Consider the following 23,219-nt stretch of genomic DNA (forward strand, 5'->3'; position numbering starts at 1 on the left):
TTTATAATCTATTTTCAATCTTCATTACTTGATAAAATTTTAATTAGAAAACTATAACGAATAAATATTACAAAATTTAATTTCAACTACCACCAAGTTATAAAAAAGCTTTGAATTTTATCTTCTTTTTTGTTTTTTAACCAAACAAGAGAAGATTTTTTATAACTTAATAATAGTTCAATTTCAGTTATAACTTCATCAAAACTTTTCCATATTTGGTTTGAGTTACAATCACTAACCCAATCATCTCTTAAAGGTAAAAAGTATTCAAACTCTTTAAAATATTCTTGATTTACAAACTCTTTATACTTTATATAAAAACCTTTTATACAATTATTATTTACAATAGGTATCTTTTTAGCTAATAAGTGTAAAGGAACATATATATTTCCTTTGAAACAAACCTTTTGTTCAATATTATTTATATCAATTCCATATAAATACTGTCTAGTCTCACTTTTATATAACAAAGGAAGTTGCTTGTTTTTTAATTTATCTATTTTCTTTATAAAAGAGTCATCTTTATTTGGACCAATAAACCTATCAATCTCATTGTTAAAAGAGGTATCATACAAATAATATTTATAAATATGCTCTATGTGCAAATATTTTTGATTTTTTTTATCATAGATTAAAAAATCTAATTCACCAAGTGTTTGTTTATTATGAATAATTTGAACATTGCTTTTTATGAACTCATAATTTGATGATTGATTTATATAAAACTCAAAAAAACGCTCTATTCTTTTGCCTAAAGGAAGTTTTTCTGTAATATTTAGTTTGTTAAAATCAAACTCATTTATCTTTTTTATATCTAGTTTAAACTGAGTAAGGGTATTTATTTCATCAAATAAATAAGGTGTATTTATAAATCCTAAAAATTGAGTTTTTAAATTATTCATTTTGTTAAAATCTTTAATAAAGAACCAGAACTTATTCCATGTATCCATTTTGGACGAGATATAATGCCTTTTGAAAGTAATACATAATGAAGAAGATACAAGTAAAAACCATACACGGGCCAGATAATAAAATTTAATTGAAAAGTAAAAGCATCAATCATTACCCATCTTAATAATATAAGTGAAGCCAATATATAAATAATCACTATACCTACTATTGCATCAGATAAACCTTCTAATAAAAGAATCCCTGTCATCTTGATTTTCTCACAAGTATCATCTACTTTTTATTCCTTTTAAAAAAAACTATTATCTCATCAAATTATATACTGAAAATACTATTATAAAGTTATCATTATCCTTTGTGACGATTCATAATCTCTATAGCAACCTGCAATCTTGCTGCTAAATTTAGGTCATTACGTGACAATGCATTCTCTACTCCCAAACGTGCTTTTTCAATAAAGTTGATGCGTGTATCATCTGTATTCATATCTACTGGATGACCAGATATTACTGAAATTTTCATTGTCATACCCAAAAAAGTAGAACTATCATCAAGCGACAATTTTCCATTGCAGATTTGCTCATTCATCCAATCAAACATTTCCTTGCGCGTCATACTAGTAAAATCTGCTTGCTTAACAACAGGCGTTTCAACTGTTGTAGCGTCTGCAAGTACAGATGAAAATGATGATTTACTAGTATTTGCAGTAGTAGATATCTGTGTATGTTGGTTGAAATAATTGTTTTCAGTGTTAATTTTCATAAAATCTCCTTACAGGTATAATAAAAGTTAATAAAATATTTTTTCAAATAATTACACAAACTGATACAAAACAATTTCATTAACAGCATCTGAATCTAACTATTGATACTGCTTTTTTTATACTTATTATGATAACGCATTAAACATAAATATCTCATATTAAAATCTGCCCTATTTTTCTCTATACTTTTCTATTTAAAAAGTGAGCTTTTTTTATACAAAAATATCTAAATATGTTGTGTTTATTGAATCTTTATATTTTAGTGTAGAATCATCAAGTCCTAGTCCTTTTTCTAATTGTCTAATTAATTTTGAACTATCATTTTTATATAAATAATTTTCAATATTAACCATAAAATTTTTTTCAAAATCTTTGTCAGTATTTAATCTTTCATATAATTTACTAAAATCTATACTTTCTTTTTCTTTTTCTAGTTCAAAATTTAATTGAAGTTCTTTTTGTTCATTTACACTTTTTTCATAGTAGCTAGCATGAAAAGCAATTCTACTAACTTTTGTTTGACCTTCTCTTGTATAGTTTTCATCATCATATGCCAAATGTGTTGTAGTATAATCTACTTGTGCATATATATTATAGTAATGTGTTCTTTCATCACCATCATATACAGTGAAGCTATCTTGAGAATTAGATGTTATAGTAAAATCTCCTGAGCCATCTTTCCCATTTTTGAAGTCTTCTATTATATCAGAAACTTTTCTTATGCCATTTACAGCATTTTTCAACCAAGGATATTCTTTTAATTGTTCTTTTGTTGCTTCATATTCTTTTCGTTGATTATCTACTTCTGAAATAGCAGAATTTATTTTATTTACTGTTTTTTCATCAAGTTTTTGTGCTTTGGGTAAAGGTAATATCTCTTTAAAAGAGTTTAATATGCTGTTTGAAGAATCTACTATCATAGGAGTCCTTTTTAAACTAATAATAAGAATTATATTATTTACATTATTAATAATAGTTTAAATTATATTTAATTTAATGTTACCATTTGAAGGATTTGTTATACGTTACTTTACCTCTGACAATACTGAAATTCTTTCTACATCTCGGCTAGGAAAATCAGGATTTTCATATACATGCGACTAATAAGTTTTTCCCTTTTTTTGTCCAAATTTAGGAAAGAAAAAATCAACATCCTGTGAGAAGAGATCCAAATAACTAGAATCACCACATCTATCTTCTCGAAATACTTAATTACTAGCTCAACTAAATCATTTTTTTTTCATAATCATTCCTTCATTTTTATTAATTTACATATTTCTTTATAATAATTTGTTATGTAAAAATTGGTTCATTTAAAATCAATGGTTTTATTAACAATATACTATTAATAAAACCATAAGCTATATACATCATAAATAAAAAATTGGTGTTATACTTATATCTGTAAATGGTGCATAAATAACACTAAAATTAAATAAATGGCCTGTTCTTATATTTTTTTTGCAACTTGGACATTCATAAAAATTACAATTTTTTTTCAAAATTTGATGAAATAAAATCCATTCCATAGGAATTGTCTTTTCATGACAATTAGGACATTGCTTCATATTTAACCTTTGCATAACGGTTGTCGTGAGCCAATACTAAACCCGCTCTTGGTTTTAGTATTGGTTTCCTCGTTTTTGTTATATTTAGTGATCTTCAAGTTTTTTAATAAAATCACTTCCCACATAGTCCTTAAATTGATTATATTTAAATCTATAAAATTCATTCCAATAGCTTACGATTCTATCTTTAGTTAATCTCCAATAGCTAGGGTTTTCTTGGATAAACTCTATATATGATTTTACATTGCTTTCATTAATATTTTCATTGATTATATTCAAAATTTCTATTAAATAACTTCCTGCATTAGAAATCATAAAGGGAATGATGAAATAATCATCTAACCCTAATAAATTTTCAATTCTTTTTTGTCTTACGTATCCGTCAGAATGACGAGTATAAAGACAATTAAGTATCTTTTTTTGTTGAGAGGTTAACCTTTCTTCTTTTAATAGGTTTGGTTCATCAAAATATATTCTTGAATTTATTGTTATTAATTCAGTTTCTAATTCAACTTGTTCACCTATTTCATGAATATAAGAAATTTCAACACCTAAACAATTTGTTACAGGCTTGTTGATAGGTAAAATTTTAATGACCTGTTTTACATCTAATTCAAGTTTTTTTGGAAAAGATTTATAAATTAGTTCTTTAACATCAGAAAGCTTTTGCTTATTATCTTCCATCTTTTCCTTTCATCATATAACTATTTATTAGTATTACATTAAAAAAGCAAAATATTCAAGCTTTAAGTAAAATCTGGGGACAGTATACCAATTAATCTAAATTTTTCTTTTATTTCAGTAAAAATCCGGGGACATTATGTATAATTAAATAGATATCAAAAAAATTTATAATTTTATTGATACTGTAAGCTTTTATTTGTAATAAATTATTGCTGTAAAATCAGCTCATTATCAGTAGGATTTAACTTTATTAAAATAACATCATAAAAATAAGCTAACGCCTCAAGTAAGGAACCAATTATAAGAAAAACAAATGATGAATTAATTGGAACATTGTCTAAAAAGAAACTTATAATAAGACCTAAAACACAAAGACCTGCCAATAAATGAACAATTCTCAAAAATAATCCTCGTATTAGCATCATAGGGTAAAACAATAACGATTTAAGTATTTTCATATTTATTTCCTAATTTATATTCTTTTTTCTAAAATTAAAAGTTTACTTTAGGTTGTGCTAGGTTTAGGTGAAGATGTACTAAAAGTACCTCGAACCTAAACCTAGTGTAAGATGAATAAAAGCTATCGCTTTTATTCCCATTCGATAGTTGCTGGTGGTTTAGATGAAATATCATAAACAACTCTATTAATCCCATCAACTTCGTTGATGATTCTTCTAGAGATAGTTTCTAATATATCGTGTGGAATATATGCAAAAGTTGCTGTCATTCCATCTGTTGCTTCTACTATTCTTACACAAACTGTGTTGTCATAAGTTCTGTTATCACCCATAACACCAACAGATTTTACATTTAGCAATACTGTAAATGCTTGCCATGTTTTATCATAGTATCCTGTTGATCTAAGAACATCAAGCATAATAACATCTGCTTTTCTTAATAATTCTAAGTCTGGTTTATTTACATCTCCCATAACTCTAATAGCAAGTCCTGGTCCAGGGAAAGGGTGTCTTCCAATCATATCTTTTGGAAGTCCAAGTTCTAATCCTAAAGCTCTTACTTCATCTTTAAAGATTTCTCTTAATGGCTCGATTAATTCAAATGTCATCCAATCAGGTAAGCCACCTACATTGTGGTGAGATTTGATTGTTTTAGAAGGCCCTTTAACAGAAACAGATTCAATAACATCAGTATAAAGTGTACCTTGAGCTAAGAACTCAATACCATCATGTTTTTTTGCTTCTTTATCAAATACTTCAATAAAAGTTTCACCAATAATTTTTCTTTTTTTCTCTGGGTCTGTAACTCCAGCTAATCTTTCTAAAAAGATTTCACTAGCATCTACTGTTATTAGGTTTACACCACGTGCAGCAAACATTGTTTCTACTTGTTCTCTTTCATTTGCTCTTAAAAGTCCATTATCAACAAATACTGGAATTAGTTGTTCACCAATTGCTTCAGCTAAAAGTGTTGCAACTACAGAAGAATCAACTCCTCCACTTACACCACAAAGAACTTTTTTATCTCCAACTTTTTCTTGGATTTTTGCAATTTGTTCTTTAGCAAAAGAACCCATATTCCAAGTAGAATCACATCCACAAATATGTTTTGCAAAGTTTTTAAGAAGTTTACTACCTTGCTCTGAATGATATACTTCTGGGTGAAATTGAAATGCATATACAAGTCTATTCATATCTGCAATTGCAGCATATGGAGAGTTTTCACTTATTGCAATTTTTTCAAATCCTTCTGGGATTTTTTCTACTCTATCTCCATGTGACATCCATACTGTTTGTCCATCACTTGTATCTTTAAATAGATCACTATCTTTTACGAAATTTAATTTAGCTTTTCCATACTCATGATGAGATGCTGGTATAACACTTCCTCCGAAATGTTGTGCGATTAATTGCATACCATAACAAATACCTAAAATAGGAAGTCCTAATTCAAAAATTTCACTATCTGGGTGATAAGAGTCTTCTGCATATACAGATGCTGGACCACCACTTAAAATAATCCCTTTAGGAGTTCTTGCTTTAATAGCTTCGATACTTTCACTAAATGGAACAATTTCACTGTATACACCAGATTCTCTTAGTTTTCTAGCAATGATTTGTGTATATTGACTACCAAAATCTAATACAACTATTGGCACATGTTTCATATATTATATTCCTTAATTAATTTCACATAAGAAGTGAGTTCTTATTTTTATTTTTTAATCTTAATATAATATCTAATAAGTGGTAAATTTTAAGTTAAATGAGTTTTTTTAAGAAGCGAAAAAGCTACTAAAAAATTAGTAGCTTTTTTATAATTTAGAAGTGGCTTACATGTAGAACTTCATATTGAAGATACCATACTAAAACAGATACAACATATCCAATAAACACAACCCATGCATATTTCATATGTGAACCGAATGTATAAATTCCATGTAGTTTACCCATAACACCAACACCAGCTGCACTACCAAATGAGATTAAAGAACCACCAACACCAGCTGTTAATGTAACCAACATCCATTGGTCAAGTCCCATTTCAGGATTTGCTTTTAATACTGCTGACATTACTGGAACATTATCAACTATTGCAGATAAGAAACCTACTCCAATATTTGACCAAGTTGGTCCTAATACTGATGGATCATATACATGTGATGCAAGTGCTAACCATCCAATAAAGTATAATCCTCCAACTGCTGCTAAAATACCAAAGAAAAATAATAGTGTATTATTTTCTATTTTTGCAATGTTATTAAAGATATTGAAGTGATCTTTACCATGTCTTTTCTTAAGTCCATAAGAATAAACTTTAAGTAAAGATAGACCAAACATCATACCCCACATTGCTGGTAAATGTAATACTTGATGTGACATTACTGCACAGAAGATTGTAAATACACCAAGAGCCATAACAACTTTTGCTCCTGCTGCCATTTCAGGTTTTTCTTCTTTTGAAGCATCAAAAACTGGTTTTTCATTTGGAACAAATCTAGCTAAGATAAATGCAGTTGCTAAGTATCCTAAAACTGCTGCTGGGAATAGATATAAGAAATCTGTAAATACACCTTTTCCTGCTGTCCATGCCATAAGTGTAGTAATATCACCAAAAGGAGACCATGCCCCACCAGCATTTGCTGCAACAACGATATTAATTGCACCTGGAACTAAAAACTCTTTTTTCTCTTTTTCAATAGTGATTAAAACTGTTGATAAAATAAGTGCAGTTGTCAAGTTATCTGCAATTGGAGATAAGAAGAATGCAATAAATCCAGTTACCCAGAAAAGTTTTCTATATGTATAACCTTTTGAAACTAGATTGTATTTTAGCCTATCAAATACATTCATATGAATCAGTGATTCTATATATGTCATAGCAACAAATAAGAAGAAGAAAATCTCTGCAATTTCAAGAATCAAATGCTCTGCTTGAACATGAACCAAGTCCATGTTTAGACCATTTATTGCATAGTAAAGTGCAATTAGAATAAAAATAAAAGTACCAATAAATAATGCAGGTTTAGCCTTATCTATTTCATATTTTTCTTCTGCTGCAACAAAGTAGTAACCTACTACAAAAATTAATAACGAAGCGAACCCTATCCATGTCATCGTTAAATCTGGGATTTGCTCTTGCGCTGAGCTTGAAGCAAACGCCGCTACTGTACAAAGAAAAAGTGACAGTATAACTTTAAACATTAAATCTCCTTGAAGTGTTTCTTCAAATAAATATAAAATCTATTTGAAAATTTAAAATTAAATTCTGCCTAAAAAAGACTTAAATCTAACCTATTACTTCAATTTTGATAGTTATCTGGGCTGTTTTTTAGTCCTTTTTAAGAAAATGCGCACCTAAAGACTCTTTTCTATTTAAAGCAGCTTTTAAAATCTGTCTTGCTGTTAACAATCTTAAATATAAAAGTCGCCCAACGTCTTGTTTTAAAAACTCATTAACTTGCGATAAGGCTTGTTTTAAGACATTTTCTTCTCTTACAATAGCAGCACTTTTCCACATGATTTTACGTAATGAATTTTTAATATCTTTATCTATTGGTTTATTTCTTGTATATGATTTTATTGGTTTTGTATAGTTTTTATAAGATATTTGAAACTTTTCATTTAAACTATGTTTAACTGCTAAATTTGAAAATACAATACCTTCAATAAGTGAATTAGATGCCAATCTATTTGCACCATGAAGACCTGTACATGCAGCTTCACCAACAGCATATAAATTTTTCATTCCAGGAACTAATGCATTGTTATCTGTAGGAATTCCACCCATAGTGTAGTGAAATGCAGGAGAAATAGGAACTCTTTCAAAAGGTAATTCAAATCCAAGTTCTTTTAGGTTTGCATAGATATTTGGAAATCTCTTTTTAAAAAAAGATTTTTCAAATTTTTCAAAAGATAAAAAAACTCCTTTTTTATTTTTTACTGCATAATCAAAAATAGCACGGCTTACTACATCTCTTGGAGCTAATTCTCCATCTTTATGGTAATCAAATAAAAATCTATAATTATCTTCATCAACTATATGAGCACCCTCACCTCTTAAAGCTTCACTTAACAAAGGTTTTCTTGCAAAATGTGTACCTTTTACAACTGTAGGATGAAATTGAAGCATTTCCATATCTTTTAAAGCAATGCCCTTTTCAAGACATATACCTTGAAGTTCTCCAGCAATAGTTGTTGAATTTGTATGATACTTATATAAAGAACCAACACCACCACTTGCAATAATAGTATTATGTGCATAAATTACTTTTTGTTCTGTCTCACTTACAAATACTTGTGCTCCATAACAAACACCATCTTCAATTAGTAAATCAGAAACAACAGTATCTGTTAACATTTCGTGAGGAAATTTTTGAACTAAAAAATAGTGAATCATTCTACCAGTGGCATCACCATCTGCATGGATTATTCTATCTCTTGAGTGTGCAGCTTCCCTTGTAAATGCAAGTTCACCTTTTGAATTTAAATCAAACTGTAATCCAGCATCAATCAAATCTTCTACTGATTTCAAAGAGTTTTTACTTAATATTTCAACTGCTTTTATGTCATTATAATGAGCACCTGCAACAAGTGTATCTTGAATATGTACAGGTATATCTTCATCATCAACTGCAGTTGCTACTCCACCTTGGGCCCAAAAAGTATTACAATCCCATGGAGATTTTTTTGTAACAAGTAATACTTTTTTATCTTTAGGAATTAACCTAGCAGCATTTAACCCAGCAACCCCTGAACCAATTATCAGATAGTCATAAGTTATTTGCATTATTTTGATGCTTCTTGCTTACTATCCACATATACAGGATCGGCTTTAAATCCACATCCACTAAGAACTAATAAAAAACTTGTTATAATAACAATATGAAAAATATGAGTGCAATTCTTAATCATCTTAAACAACATCCTGAATTTAGGAAAATTAATACTAACGAAAAGATTCAAAGGTTAATAAATATACTACCATTGAAACTAAAAAAAGGTATAAAGTTTGCCTATGTAAAAGGTGAAATATTATACTTTGTATTAACTCATCCCGTATTTAAATTAGAATTCAATCATAACAAAGATTCCATAAAATCACAATTAATTAACGCTAATTTGGCGAATATTGAAGATATAAAGTTTTTTGTTACAAATAAAAGAGAAAAAAAGCAAGAAATTAAAATCAAAGAGAAATATGATGAACGTTCATATGGAATATTTGAAAACAAAGTTGAAGATCCAAGATTACATAATCTTTTTGAGGATATAAGAGATATTATAAAAAGCTCTTAAGTAAATTCTCCCTTTGTTTGTAATCAGGACAATACTCATAAACTAAATTCCAAAAATTCTTTGAATGGTTTTTATGTTCTATATGGCATAACTCATGAATCACAACATACTCTATTACTTCAATAGGAAACTTAACAAGTAAAATATTAAAATTTAATCCATTTTTATAATTACAAGAGCCCCATGTTCTTTTATTTTTTCTATATTTTATAGAAGTTGGGAAAAGTTTCATCTTTTTTGAAAATTTTTCAAGTATTGGAGGTATTATTTCTTGAGCTTGCTTTTTATAAAAAAAATCAATATCTCTATTATCTAAATTTTTATGCTTTACACCTAAAAAATAAAATTCATTTTCTTCTAAATTATTTATAGAAACCTTTGAAATATTATTTAAAATCCATTGAGATTTACTTTCTATTATCTGTTCTATATCATATTTATTTAGATAAAAATTGGTTTTAATTTCTATTGAATTTATATCTTTAATTCTTATATAAGTATGTTTCAAACCTCGTTTTTTAAGTACATTGACATTAATTTTCAAATTGCTTATTTCAGTTATAAACTCCAAACAAATCCTTAAGTTACTTTTTGATAAAATTTCGCATTATATTAGCCGTATAATATTAACATAATGAAAATTATTTAGAGGAAAAAAACTAATGAAAATTGCCCAGAGAATGGAGAAACTGTCTCCGTCAGTTACAATGGCTATTACTGCTTTAGGGAGAGAACTAAAAGCGCAAGGTAAAGACATTTTAAGTTTTAGTGCAGGTGAACCTGATTTTGATACACCAGATGTGATTAAAGATGCAGCTATTAAAGCTATTAAGGCTGGATTTACGAAATATACATCTGTTGAGGGTATAACTGAAACAAAGCAAGCAATTATTGATAAACTAAAAAGAGACCATGGATTAGAGTATAATCTTGATAATATTGTAATAAGTAATGGGGCTAAACACTCACTTTTCAACCTATTTCAACTATTAATTAATGAAGGTGATGAAGTAATTATTCCTTCACCTTACTGGGTTACTTATCCAGAGCAAGTAAAATATTCTGATGGTGTACCTGTTTTTATTGAAACAGATGATAAATCTGATTTTAAAATTACAGCAAAACAATTAAAAGATGCAATTACACCAAAAACAAAAATTCTTGTATTAAATTCACCTTCTAACCCAGCAGGTTCTGTTTATTCAAAAAAAGAGTTAACTGAAATTGCAAAAGTATTAGAAGGAACTGATATTTTAGTATTGTCTGATGAAATGTATGAAAAAATCATTTACGATAAAGCAGCTTTCACTTCAACTGCACAAATTAGTAAGGACATGTATGATAGAACAGTAACTATCAATGGACTTAGTAAAGCTGTTGCAATGACTGGATGGAGATTTGGATATATTGCAACTCCAAGAGTTGATATCGTAAAAGCAATGATTAAACTTCAAGGACAAGTTACTTCAAATATCAACAGCATGACTCAAGTAGCTTCTATTTCTGCACTTGAAGGTGAAGCAGATAAAGATATAGAAAGAATGAGAAAAGAGTTTGAAAAAAGAAGAGACTTCGCAGTTAAAGCATTTAATGATATAGAAGGTATTAGCTGTGTTAAACCAAAAGGTGCTTTTTATTTATTTGTAAATGTAAAAGAAATCACTGAAAATTCTATTAAATTCTGTGAACAACTACTAGCAGAAGAAGGCGTTGCAGTTGTTCCTGGATTAGCTTTTGGTAAAGAAGGATACTTTAGATTCTCTTATGCTACTGATTTAGAAAGTATTAAAAAAGGTATAAAAAGAATTGAAAGATTTGTAGATAGAATTAAAAATGTGGATTACAACGAGTAATGACACTTCAAAAAAAGGCTACACTAGTATCTTCTAGTGTAGCTGCAATACTAACAGTTTTAAAACTTATCATTGGAGTATTTAGTGGTTCTGTGGCTGTTTTAGCTTCAGCAATTGACTCTACTCTTGATATGTTTGTTTCTGTATTTAACTACTTTGCAATTTCAAATGCTGAAAAACCAGCTGATAAAACATTTAATTATGGTAGAGGTAAAATTGAGGCACTAGCTTCTGTTATTGAAGGCTCGATAATAACATTATCCGGTATATTTTTACTTTATGAAGCAGTAAAAAAATACTTCACAAATGCAAAAGCTGCATATTTAGAGATATCACTAACAATAATGGTTATTTCATTAATTATTACAATAAGCTTAGTTATTTACTTAAATTATGTTTCTAAAAAGACTAATAATATGGTAATAAAAGCTGATGCATTACATTATAAAACAGATGTTTATTCAAATATTGCAGTTTTAGCTTCTTTGATTTTAGTTAAAGTCACAGGATATGAAATTGTTGATGTAATTGTAGGTGCAAGTATTGCAATTTTTATTATTTATTCAGCATATGAACTTATATCTGATGGGGTATTAATTCTATTAGATAGAGCAGTAGATGAAAAAATAGTAGAAGAAATTAAAAATATTATAACAAGCTCTTCAAAAAGAGTAACAACATATCATTTATTAAAAACAAGAGAGGCTGCAAACCAAACTTTTGTAGATGTACATATAGTATTTGATAAAGAGATTTCATTATTAGAAGCACATAAAATAAGTGATAATATTGAGGACTCAATTCAAGCTATTGATAAATCAAAAGAATGGGTTATAAATATTCATTTAGATCCATATGATGACTTAAAAACTAATTTAGCAAATATGTAAAAAAATTAAATAATTTTTTTTAGATTATATTAATACTTCTTATATTACAATACGATAATTTTTTTCCAATAATAAATTTTATTAATAAAAGGCTAGCAATGATAAGCAACTTATCAATTTCAAAGAAACTATATTTAGGTTTTTCTCTAATGATTTCAATTATTATAATTATAACAATAATTGGAATTTTAAAAGTTAAATTTATTGATGATACTTTATATAAAGTAGTTGATATAAATTCTGTAAAACAAAGGTATGCTATAAACTTTAGAGGCAGTGTTCACGATAGAGCAATTGCAATTAGAGATTTAGTAATAGCAAAAGATAAAGAAGATAAACTTTTTAAAACTTCACTTGAAAATATCAAAAGATTAGAAAAATATTATGAAAAATATCAAAGACCTCTTAATAATATGCTAAAAAAAGGGTTGAATGTTGAAAACAAAGAGTTAGAATTAATAAACAAAATTAATAATATTGAAGCTATAACTCAACCATTGGTAAAAAAAATAATATTTTTAAAACAAAATGATCAAAATGAAAAAGCAAAAAAACTTTTATTAGAACATGTAAGTAAAGATTTTAGAATATGGTTAAATAGTATAAATGATTTTATTGATTATCAAGAAGACAAAAATCAAATAGAAACTCCAAAAGCAAGAGAAGTTGCAAGTAGTTTCTCTTACACTATGATTACTATTTTAATAGTATCATTAATTTTAGCAATATTTTTTTCAATTCTAATATCAAATCAAATGATAAAATCAGTACAAAAAGTTCAGTTAGGATTACAAAACTTTTTTGATTTTTTAAATAAAAAAAGACAAAAAGCCTCAATTATTGAACTAAAAGGAAAAGATGAATTTGTTCAAATGGCAAAGATTATAAATGAAAATATAAAAACAATTGAACAAAAGACACTTACAGATGAACTTTTTGTAAAAGATATTGCGAAGTTTGCAAAAGAGATTGGAGATGGTAATTTTCAAGCAAAAATAAACAAATCAACAAATACAGATTCTTTACTTGAATTAAAACATATATTAACTAATATGCAAAAAGAGTTAGAAAAAACTATTACAAATAGTATCCCTAAACTTTTAGAAGTATTGCAAAGTTTTAAAAATTATGATTTTACTAAATCATATGAAGATTCTGATGCAAAAGTAACTGTAGCAATAAATCAACTAGGTGAAGAGATTTCAACACTGCTTAGAAACTCTTATGATATTGGTAAAACATTAGAAAATTCTTCTGATATATTAATAAATAATGTTAATAAATTGAATATTAGTTCAAATGAAGCAGCAAGTTCTTTAGAACAAACATCTGCATCATTATCAAATATTATGAATAATGTAGAGACAAATTCAAATTATGTTGAAGAGATGGCTGTCTATGCTAAAGAGGTAAATACTTCTGCAATTGAAGGTCAAAAACAAGCAAAAAATACAAGCAATGCAATGACAGAACTTTCAGTACAAGTAAACGAAATAAATGAAGCTATTGGAATAATTGATAAAATTGCATTTCAAACAAATATTTTATCTTTAAATGCAGCGGTTGAAGCAGCAGGTGCAGGTGAAGCTGGTAAAGGATTTGCAGTAGTTGCACAAGAAGTGAGAAACTTAGCATCAAGAAGTTCTCAAGCTGCAAATGAAATAAAACAAATTGTAGAAGAAGCGACAAATAAAGCTAATTTTGGGAAACAAACAAGTGATAAAATGATTGAAGGGTATGAAGTTTTATTTAATAATATTGATAAAACAACAAAAATAATTGATAATATTGAAACATCGTTTAAAGAGCAAGAGCAAGGAATCTCTCAAATAAATGAAGCTATTTTATTGATTGAGGAACAGACACAAAAAAATGCTACAATTGCAACACAAACAAAACAAATTGCTATAGAAAATGATGAAATAGCAAAAGAAATTGTAAATGACTTAAGCAATAAAAAATTCTAAAAGTAGGAGGGAACTCCTACTTTTATTTTCTATTTTCTCTTACTATATTTACTGCTTTTACCATATTTTCTAAACTTTGTTTAACTTCAGGCCATTTTCTTGTTTTTAGTCCACAATCTGGATTTATCCATAATTGCTCTTTTGGTAGTACTTCAAGTAATGCATCAATTTGATTTACCATCTCTTCTACACTAGGAACTCTTGGACTATGAATATCATAAATTCCTGGCCCTACTTCTTGCTTATATCCAACTTCTTTAAAGATTTTAAGTAACTCATTTCCACTTCTTGCAGTCTCTATTGAGATTACATCTGCATCCATTGCTTCAATTGTTTTTATAATATCATTAAATTCACTATAACACATATGAGTATGAATTTGAGTATCTATTTTAGATTTACTAACACTTAATTTAAAGTTATCAACTGCCCATTTTTCATAAGTAGAAATATTTTCTTTTCTTAAAGGATACCCTTCTTTAAAAGCAGCTTCATCAACTTGAATCATTTTAATACCTGCATTTTGAAGATCATCAACTTCTTTTGCAATAGCAAGTCCTATTTGTTTTGCAACTTCATTTCTAGGTTTATCATCTCTAACAAAAGACCAGTTTAAAATAGTAACAGGACCTGTTAACATTCCTTTTACTACTTTTTTTGTTTTGCTTTGTGCATATTTAATCCACTCAACAGTCATTGGATTTTCTCTACTAACATCACCAAAAATCAGTGGTGGCTTAACGCATCTACTTCCATATGATTGAACCCAAGCATTTTTTGTAAATGCAAAACCATCAAGTAACTCACCAAAATACTCAACCATATCATTTCTTTCTGGTTCACCATGAACTAAAACATCTAAGCCAATACTCTCTTGAAATGAAATACAATCATCAATATAATCTTTTATATTTGATTCATACTCATCTTTTAAAATAGTACCAGTTTTATAATCTCTTCTATTTTTTCTTATTTCAGGAGTTTGAGGAAAAGAACCAATTGTTGTTGTTGTTAAATCATCATATTTAAAAAACTCTCTTTGCGCTTTTATTCTATCTTCAAATGCATCTTCTCTTTGAACTAATTTTAAAGATAAAATTTCATCTTGAACTTTTTTATTATGAATTTTTGTAGATTCTTCTCTACTTTTATTATCTTCTTCATTTGATTTTAACGATGATTTATCTTCAAGTGTTAACTCTTGTTTAAAAAATAACTTTGAGATAAGTTTTAACTCAACAAGTTTTTCTTTTGCAAAACTTAGCCATGATTTAATATCGCTATCTAATGCGATTTCATACTCCAATGTAAATGGTACATGTAATAAAGAACAAGATGTTGAAACTAAAATATTATCTTTGTTTACAACTTTTGAAATATCTTCTAAAAGTTTTACTTTTTTTGCAATATTACTTTTCCAAACATTTCTTCCATCAACAACACCAGCAATTAAAACTTTATTTGAAGCTTGAATATCTTCTAAAATGTCAAAGTTTTTTTCTCCATAAACAAAGTCAAGTGCTAAAGCCCAAATTGGAGTATTAACTAAAATTTTAGTAGCTTCATTTGAGTGTTCAAAATATGTTGCAACTGCAATTTTTATATTAGCAGAAACATTAGCTAATTTGTCATAAGCTGGTTTAATAAGTGATAATACTTTTGAGTCTAAATCTTTTACAAATAAAGGTTCATCAAATTGAATAGTAATATTTTCTTCAAGAGAAGATATCTCTTCTAATAACTTAGTATACTGTTCAACAACAGAATTAATATGTAAAAAAGTATCACTATTATCAACTGATTTACTAAGCCCTAAATATGTAATTGGCCCAATTAAATTAATTTTAGTATTTACTCCATGCTCTTTTGCTTGTTTAAATTCATTTATAACTTTTTTGCTATTAAGCTCAAATTTTGTATCTTTTGATATTTCTGGAACAATATAGTGATAATTTGTATTAAACCATTTAGTCATCTCCATTGCAACAGCATCCTTATTACCTCTTGCCATTGCAAAATATTGTTCATGACCTTCTAAATCTTGAAATCTTTTTGGAATTGCTCCTAACAAGATTGTAGTATCTAACATATTATCATAGTATGAAAAATCATTTGATGAGATATACTCAACTTTTGCTTTCTTTTGATATGACCAATGTCTTTTCTTTAATTCACTTGCTACATATTCAACTTCACCAAAGTCAACATCACCCGCCCAAAAGCTTTCTAAAACTTTTTTAAGCTCTCTTTTTTCTCCAATTCTTGGAAATCCGATTACATAATTTTTAGACATTATTTTATCCTTTAATTTTCTAAATATTTTTATATTGTTATGATTTTTTATTTATATTATTAAGTATTAAAGGAATTGTGGGGGATGTACGCCAGTTCTTCTAAAGGCGAAGAATTTACAATAATATGGACATCTTGGAATAAATTTAAATAGTGATACTGCTAATTGAGTTTTTCTTCTAAAAACACAATCACAATGACAAGGTTTATTATTTTTGATTATAGTATTTAATAAACTTTGCTCTTCGCAACAGAGTATTTCATCTTCATTTTCATCTGAAAAGCTATATTTTGTAAAATTAAGATTGTTTTTAAAAGTTGTAGTCATGCCATGAAGTCTTTGTGCTACTGCATAAGCAAGTATTGAAGACAATGAAAAATACTTTTTAAAACCAAGAGGCTTTATCATGACTACTCCTTTATTTTTTTGGAATTATATCTTAAGAAATCTTAAGTATTTCAAAAAGAGTAAAATTAATTATTTACTCTTTTTTGCTTTTGGGTTTGGAAGATCTGTAATGCTTCCTTCATAAATCTCTGCTGTTAATCCAACTGATTCATGTAAAGTTGGGTGAGCGTGAATAGTAAGACCTATATCTTCTGCATCACAATCCATTTCTAACGCAAGTCCAATTTCACCAAGTAATTCACCTGCATTATCACCAACAATAGCTCCACCAATTAATGTATTATCTTTTTTATCAAAGATAAGTTTTGTAAATGCATTTTCACTTACATCACTTGCTAATGCTCTACCTGAAGCAGACCAAGGGAAAGTTGAAACTTCATAATCTATTCCAGCTTCTTTTGCTTCTTTTTCAGTCATACCTGCCCATGCAATTTCTGGGAAAGTATATGCAATTGAAGGAATCATTTTTGGTGCAAAATAGTGTTTTTTACCTGCAATTACTTCAGCTGCAACATGACCTTCATGTACACCTTTGTGTGCAAGCATTGGTTGACCAACTATATCACCAATTGCAAATATATTATCTACGTTTGTTCTCATTTGCTTGTCAACATCAATAATTCCCCAATCATTAACATTTACACCTGCATTTTCAAGACTTAACATTTTTCCATTTGCAGCTCTACCAATAGCTACTAATACTGCATCATAAACGATAGGTTCAGCACTTACACCTTCACCTTCCATTGATACATGAATTCCATCATCTTTTGCTTCAACTTTAGCAACTTTAGTATTTAACATAATATTAAATCTATCTTTGTTTGCTTTTGTATATGCTTTGATAACATCTTTATCTGCAACAGGAACTAATTGATCTTGCATCTCAACAACATCAATACTTGATCCTAGTTTTTGATAAACTGTACCCATCTCAAGTCCAATAATTCCACCACCCATAATAAGTAGTTTTTTTGGTACTTCTTTAAGTCTTAATGCATCTGTAGAGTCCCAAATTCTAGGATCTTCATGTGGAATAAATGGCAATTCAATTGGTCTAGAACCTGCTGCAATAATTGCATTATCAAATTTAACAATTGTCTCTTCATCACCATTTTTAACAGATACACTATTTTTATCAATAAAGTTAGCAGTTCCATTTACAACAGTAACTTTTCTCATTTTTGCCATTGCTGATAATCCATCAGTTAATTTTTTTACAACTGAACTTTTATATCCTTCAATTTTTTTGATATCAATTTCAGGTTTACCAAAACTAACACCATGATGAGAAATCTCTTCTGCTTCTTCTATTACTTTAGCAACATGAAGAAGTGCTTTTGATGGAATACAACCTACATTTAGACAAACTCCACCTAAAGTATTATGTTTTTCAACTAAAACAACATCAAAACCTAAATCTGCACTTCTAAAAGCAGCAGAATAACCAGCTGGTCCTGCTCCTATTACTAATATTTGTCCTTTAATTTCTTTACTCATAATTACCTCGATTTATTATAAAAGTAATAATCTAATATCACTTAATAGTTTTGAAAGTGTAGTTGTAAATCTTGCTCCATCAGCTCCATCAATAACTCTATGGTCATAAGATAAAGAAAGTGGTAACATTAATCTTGGTTCAAAATCTTTACCATTATATTTTGGTTTTATTTCTGATTTTGATAATCCTAAAATTGCAACTTCTGGTGCATTAATAATTGGAGTAAATGCTGTTCCACCAATTCCACCAAGACTTGAAATTGTAAAACAAGCACCTTGCATATCTTGTGGTTTTAATTTCCCATCTCTTGCTTTTTTAGAGATCTCTTTTAATTCATTTGATAAATCTTCGATTCCTTTTTTATCAACATCTTTGATAACTGGAACTACAAGTCCATTTGGAGTATCTACTGCAACTGCAATATTTATATATTTTTTAAAGATAATACTTTGACCATCTGGGCTTAATGATGAGTTAAAATTAGGGTGTAATTCTAATGCTTTTGCAACTGCTTTAAGTGCAAATACAAGTGGAGAAATCTTAACACCATTCTCTTTTTTTGCATTAAGTGCATTTTGAGTTTTTCTAAACTCTTCAAGTTCAGTAATATCAGCTTCTTCAAATTGTGTAACATGAGGAATACCAACCCAATTTCTATGTAAGCTTGGTCCAGATATTTTTTGAATTTTTGACATTTCAACTGTTTCAATTTCTCCAAATTTAGAAAAATCAATAGGTTTAAGTTCAGGTAAATCAAATCCTAAAGAACCACCACCAACTGTACCATTAGCTTCAGCTTTATTTATAGTTTTAATTTTAGTTTTGATGTATTCTCTTACATCTTCTCTTAAAATTCTACCTTTTCTTGCACTACCTTTTACTAAAGATAAGTCAATTCCAAACTCTCTTGCTAATTTTCTAACAGATGGTGAAGCATAAACTTTTCCAGTAGTTTTTACAAAATCACCTTTTGGTGCTGTTGTTTCTTGTGCAACTGAATCTTCTTTTGTAGGAGTTTCAACTTTTGCAGTTGGCTCTTTTGTTTCTGATTTTACAGGAGCTTCTTCTTTTACTGGTTCAGAAGTTGAACCTTCTACAACTCTTTGCATTTTTGCAATTAATGAACCTGTTTTAACTTTATCACCAGATTTAACTAATAGTTCAACTACTTTTCCATCAAATGGTGCAGGAACATCCATAGTTGCTTTTTCTGTTTCTAAAGTAATAAGTCCAGTCTCTTCTTCAACATCATCACCAATTGCAACTGCAATTTCGATAACATCAACTGCATCATCTTGTCCTAAATCAGGAACAAGTACATCTTCAATTACTGTTTTTGATTCTGTATTAGTTGCTGCTGATGTTTCTTCTTTTTTTGGCTCTTCTTTTGCTTCTTCTTTAACTTCTTCTACTTTTTCTTCAGCTTTAGGCTCTTCTTTTGCAGGTGCAGAATCTTCTGCTCCTGCTTTTTTTATAGTACCAACTACATCACCTTCTGAAATTTTATCACCTACTTTTACTTTTATTGAGTCAATAGTTCCTGCAAAATCTACAGGAATATCCATAGAAGCTTTTTCTGTTTCTACAACAATTACAGCTTCTTCTTCCTCAATACTATCACCGGGGTTAACACAAATTTCAATAACTTCTACTGCTTCTCCACCAACATCTGGTAGTTTAATCTCTTCTATACTCATTATTTCACCTTATGCATTTAATGGGTTAATTTTTTCTGTATCAATATTGTATTTTTTAATTGTATCTAATACAACTGATTTATCAATTAAACCTTTTTCTGCTAATTGAGAAATTGTTGTAAATACAATAAAGTTAGAATCAACTTCAAAGTGTGCTCTTAAGTTAGCTCTACTATCAGATCTACCAAAACCATCTGTACCTAAAGCTTTAAAGCTTCCTTTTACATATGCTCTAATTTGATCAGAGTATAATTTCATATAATCTGTTGCAGAAACAATAATGTTATCTTCATTATCTCCAAGAACTTGTGTTACATATGGAACTTTTTTGTCTTCATTTGGATGTAACATATTGTATCTTTCAATATCTTGACCTTCTCTTGTTAATTCATTATAAGAAGTTACAGAATAAATATCAGAAGAAATTCCATACTCATCAGCTAAAATTGTAGCTGCTTTTCTAACTTGTTCTAAAATTGAACCAGAACCTAATAATTTAACATTATAATTATTTTTAGATTCAATAGTATCTAATTTATAAATACCTTTAATAATACCCTCTTCTACACCTTCTGGCATAGCTGGTTGAACATAGTTTTCATTCAATGTTGTTAAATAATAGAAAATATTTTCTTGTTTTTCACCATACATTCTTTCAATACCATTTTGAACAATAACTGCAAGTTCATAACCATAAGTTGGGTCATATGAAACACAATTTGGAATAGTGTTTGCTAATATATGTGAATGACCATCTTCATGTTGTAAACCTTCACCATTTAATGTAGTTCTACCTGATGTTCCACCAACTAAGAAACCTCTAGCTTGTAAGTCACCAGCTGCCCATGCCATATCTCCAATTCTTTGGAAACCGAACATTGAGTAGTAAACATAAAATGGAATCATTGGACAATCATTTACAGAGTATGAAGTAGCAGCAGCAACCCAAGAACCCATTGCTCCAAGTTCATTAATACCTTCTTGAAGTACTTGTCCTTTTTTATCTTCTTTATAGTATGCAACTTGATCTCTATCTTGAGGAACATATTTTTGCCCTTCATGTGCATAAATACCAATTTGTCTAAACATACCTTCCATACCAAATGTTCTTGCTTCATCAGGAACAATTGGAACAATTTTTTTACCAATATTTTTATCTTTTACTAATGCATTTAATACTCTAACAAGTACCATAGTTGTAGAAACTTCTCTATCTCCACTACCTTTTAATACTGCATCAAATGCTTCTAATGAAGGGATTTCTAATTTTTCAGAAAACTCTTTTCTTCTTTGTGGAATATAACCACCAAGTGCAGATCTTCTTTCTCTTAAGTATTGCATCTCTTCACTATCTTCTGCTGGTTTATAGTATGGTAAATTTTCCATCTCTTCATCAGAAATAGGAATATCAAATCTATCTCTAAATTTTCTTAATGTCGCAAAATCAACTTTTTTTACACCATGAGCAATATTTTTACCTTCAGCAGCATCACCCATTCCATAACCTTTTACAGTTTTTGCTAAAATAACTGTTGGTCTACCTTTTGTTTCATTTGCTTTTTTATAAGCTGCATAAACTTTTACTGGGTCATGTCCACCTCTGTTTAATCTCCAGATTTCATCATCACCCATGTTTGCTACTAGATCTTTCGTCTCTTCATATTTATTAAAGAAGTTTTCTCTAGTGTAAGCTCCACCTTTTTGTTTATAGTTTTGGTATTCACCATCAACTGTTTCATTCATAAGTTTAACAAGCTTACCTGATTTATCTTTTTCTAATAATGGATCCCAATATCTACCCCAAATTACTTTAATAACTTCCCAGTTTGCACCTCTAAACTCACCTTCTAGTTCTTGGATAATTTTACCATTACCTCTAACTGGTCCATCAAGTCTTTGTAAGTTACAATTCACAACAAATATTAAGTTATCTAAACCTTCACGTCCAGCAAGTCCTATTGCACCTAAAGATTCAGGTTCATCACACTCACCATCACCCATATAACAATAAACTTTTTGGTCACTACAATCTTTAATACCTCTATCAGTTAAGTATTTTAAAAATCTAGCTTGATAAATAGCTTGTATTGGTCCAAGTCCCATAGATACTGTTGGGAACTGCCAATATTCTGGCATTAATTTTGGGTGAGGATATGAAGATAATCCTTTTCCATCAACTTCTTGTCTAAAGTTATCCATTTGTTCTTCAGTAATTCTACCTTCAACAAAACTTCTTGCATAAATTCCTGGGGCAATATGACCTTGGAAAAATACTAAGTCTCCACCATTTTTATCATTTGGTGCTCTAAAAAAGTGATTAAAACCAACATCATATAATGTTGCAGAAGATGCAAATGATGCAATATGACCACCAAGCTCTAAATTTTTCTTAGATGCTCTTAGAACCATAGTTTGTGCATTCCATCTAATAATTGATCTGATTTTTCTTTCTAATAATAAATTTGCTGGCATCTTTGGTTCATGATGCACAGGGATTGTATTTAAATAAGCAGTCGTTGCTTTATATGGAAGATAGCCACCACTTCTTCTTGCTTTATCTATAAGTTTTTCAAGCAAATAATGTGCTCTTTCTGTTCCATCCTCGTCAATTACAGTTTCAAGAGCCTCCAGCCATTCTTTTGTTTCGCTAGGGTCAATATCTTGTAGTTTTTTATCTGACATATATACTCCTTTTGTAATTTTATTTGAATCTTAATATCTAGTTAGCAAATAATATTAAAATAATACTATAATTAACTTATTTGATAGTTATCTACTAAAAGTATAAATATATTATAAGAAATTATCTATTAAAAACAGAATAATGTCATAATAATTTTTATATTTAAAAAAAATTAAGATTTTTTATTAAGGATTGTTTAATTTTTATACTTTTTTTATATTTTGTTTCTTAAAATGTACTTATATAT

Annotated in this window: 19 protein-coding genes; 4 read left to right on the forward strand and 15 right to left on the reverse strand. The window is 28.6% G+C overall.

Translation table 11 applies throughout. The features are described from left to right. Window positions 1-86 precede the first annotated feature (86 nt). The 9 genes from CRU93_RS08895 to nadB form a co-directional block, all read right to left on the reverse strand. The gene (locus CRU93_RS08895) at window positions 87-902 is read right to left on the reverse strand and encodes a DUF1853 family protein (protein ID WP_164967659.1); all 816 of its coding nucleotides are present in this window, start codon (window positions 900-902) and stop codon (window positions 87-89) included. Next, window positions 899-1,159 carry a hypothetical protein gene (locus tag CRU93_RS14175; RefSeq protein WP_164967660.1) on the reverse strand — a complete coding sequence of 87 codons (261 nt, stop codon included), beginning with the start codon at window positions 1,157-1,159 and terminating at the stop codon, window positions 899-901. The genes CRU93_RS08895 and CRU93_RS14175 overlap by 4 nt, the downstream gene beginning before the upstream one ends. 98 nt (window positions 1,160-1,257) lie before the next feature. Then, on the reverse strand, window positions 1,258-1,671 hold the full coding sequence (locus tag CRU93_RS08900; RefSeq protein WP_258238873.1) for a hypothetical protein: 414 nt from the start codon (window positions 1,669-1,671) through the stop codon (window positions 1,258-1,260). Between the two features lie 213 nt (window positions 1,672-1,884). Then, a complete protein-coding gene (locus CRU93_RS08905) occupies window positions 1,885-2,592 on the reverse strand; it encodes a hypothetical protein (RefSeq protein WP_129103848.1) in 708 nt (235 codons plus the stop codon). A gap of 732 nt (window positions 2,593-3,324) precedes the next feature. After that, on the reverse strand, window positions 3,325-3,924 hold the full coding sequence (locus tag CRU93_RS08915) for a hypothetical protein (RefSeq protein WP_129103849.1): 600 nt from the start codon (window positions 3,922-3,924) through the stop codon (window positions 3,325-3,327). A 206-nt stretch (window positions 3,925-4,130) separates the two neighbouring features. After that, a complete protein-coding gene (locus tag CRU93_RS08920) occupies window positions 4,131-4,325 on the reverse strand; it encodes a hypothetical protein (RefSeq protein WP_129103850.1) in 195 nt (64 codons plus the stop codon). Window positions 4,326-4,513: 188 nt separating this feature from the next. Continuing rightward, window positions 4,514-6,049, reverse strand: coding sequence for a glutamine-hydrolyzing GMP synthase (gene guaA / locus CRU93_RS08925; protein WP_129103851.1), 1,536 nt, complete (start codon window positions 6,047-6,049; stop codon window positions 4,514-4,516). Between the two features lie 154 nt (window positions 6,050-6,203). Further along, window positions 6,204-7,586, reverse strand: a complete 1,383-nt coding sequence (nhaD, locus tag CRU93_RS08930; RefSeq protein ID WP_129103852.1) for a sodium:proton antiporter NhaD — start codon at window positions 7,584-7,586, stop codon at window positions 6,204-6,206. 127 nt (window positions 7,587-7,713) lie between these two features. Beyond that, window positions 7,714-9,165, reverse strand: coding sequence for an L-aspartate oxidase (gene nadB, locus CRU93_RS08935; protein ID WP_129103866.1), 1,452 nt, complete (start codon window positions 9,163-9,165; stop codon window positions 7,714-7,716). Between the two features lie 101 nt (window positions 9,166-9,266). Here nadB and CRU93_RS08940 point away from each other — a divergent pair, with 101 nt between their 5' ends. Continuing rightward, the gene (locus CRU93_RS08940) at window positions 9,267-9,680 is read left to right on the forward strand and encodes a DUF721 domain-containing protein (protein ID WP_129103853.1); all 414 of its coding nucleotides are present in this window, start codon (window positions 9,267-9,269) and stop codon (window positions 9,678-9,680) included. Here the strand turns inward: CRU93_RS08940 and CRU93_RS08945 are convergent. Beyond that, entirely contained in the window at window positions 9,664-10,251 is a 588-nt protein-coding gene (locus CRU93_RS08945) for a M48 family metallopeptidase (RefSeq protein WP_129103854.1), read from the reverse strand. The two genes, CRU93_RS08940 and CRU93_RS08945, sit on opposite strands and share 17 nt — an antisense overlap. A 91-nt stretch (window positions 10,252-10,342) precedes the next feature. Here CRU93_RS08945 and CRU93_RS08950 point away from each other — a divergent pair, with 91 nt between their 5' ends. From CRU93_RS08950 to CRU93_RS08960, 3 genes are all read left to right on the forward strand, one after another. After that, on the forward strand, window positions 10,343-11,533 hold the full coding sequence (locus tag CRU93_RS08950; protein ID WP_129103855.1) for a pyridoxal phosphate-dependent aminotransferase: 1,191 nt from the start codon (window positions 10,343-10,345) through the stop codon (window positions 11,531-11,533). Then, window positions 11,533-12,423 carry a cation diffusion facilitator family transporter gene (locus CRU93_RS08955; protein WP_129103856.1) on the forward strand — a complete coding sequence of 297 codons (891 nt, stop codon included), beginning with the start codon at window positions 11,533-11,535 and terminating at the stop codon, window positions 12,421-12,423. Before CRU93_RS08950 ends, CRU93_RS08955 begins: the two co-directional genes overlap by 1 nt. 98 nt (window positions 12,424-12,521) lie before the next feature. Further along, window positions 12,522-14,390: a methyl-accepting chemotaxis protein gene (locus CRU93_RS08960; protein WP_129103857.1), complete on the forward strand. Its 1,869-nt coding sequence runs from the start codon at window positions 12,522-12,524 to the stop codon at window positions 14,388-14,390. A 22-nt stretch (window positions 14,391-14,412) separates the two neighbouring features. Here CRU93_RS08960 and metE read toward each other — a convergent pair whose 3' ends face one another. From metE to aceE, 5 genes are all read right to left on the reverse strand, one after another. Beyond that, on the reverse strand, window positions 14,413-16,683 hold the full coding sequence (metE, locus tag CRU93_RS08965) for a 5-methyltetrahydropteroyltriglutamate--homocysteine S-methyltransferase (RefSeq protein WP_129103858.1): 2,271 nt from the start codon (window positions 16,681-16,683) through the stop codon (window positions 14,413-14,415). A gap of 66 nt (window positions 16,684-16,749) precedes the next feature. Next, a complete protein-coding gene (locus CRU93_RS08970; RefSeq protein ID WP_258238874.1) occupies window positions 16,750-17,091 on the reverse strand; it encodes a hypothetical protein in 342 nt (113 codons plus the stop codon). A gap of 69 nt (window positions 17,092-17,160) precedes the next feature. Continuing rightward, on the reverse strand, window positions 17,161-18,591 hold the full coding sequence (gene lpdA / locus CRU93_RS08975) for a dihydrolipoyl dehydrogenase (RefSeq protein WP_129103859.1): 1,431 nt from the start codon (window positions 18,589-18,591) through the stop codon (window positions 17,161-17,163). Between the two features lie 15 nt (window positions 18,592-18,606). Next, window positions 18,607-20,289 (reverse strand): dihydrolipoyllysine-residue acetyltransferase, encoded by a 1,683-nt coding sequence (aceF, locus tag CRU93_RS08980; RefSeq protein WP_258238875.1) that lies wholly within the window; start codon window positions 20,287-20,289, stop codon window positions 18,607-18,609. A 9-nt stretch (window positions 20,290-20,298) separates the two neighbouring features. Continuing rightward, the gene (gene aceE, locus CRU93_RS08985) at window positions 20,299-22,971 is read right to left on the reverse strand and encodes a pyruvate dehydrogenase (acetyl-transferring), homodimeric type (protein ID WP_129103861.1); all 2,673 of its coding nucleotides are present in this window, start codon (window positions 22,969-22,971) and stop codon (window positions 20,299-20,301) included. Between the last annotated feature and the right edge of the window lie 248 nt (window positions 22,972-23,219).

This window comes from Arcobacter sp. CECT 8985 (assembly GCF_004116495.1).
GTDB lineage: Bacteria > Campylobacterota > Campylobacteria > Campylobacterales > Arcobacteraceae > Malaciobacter.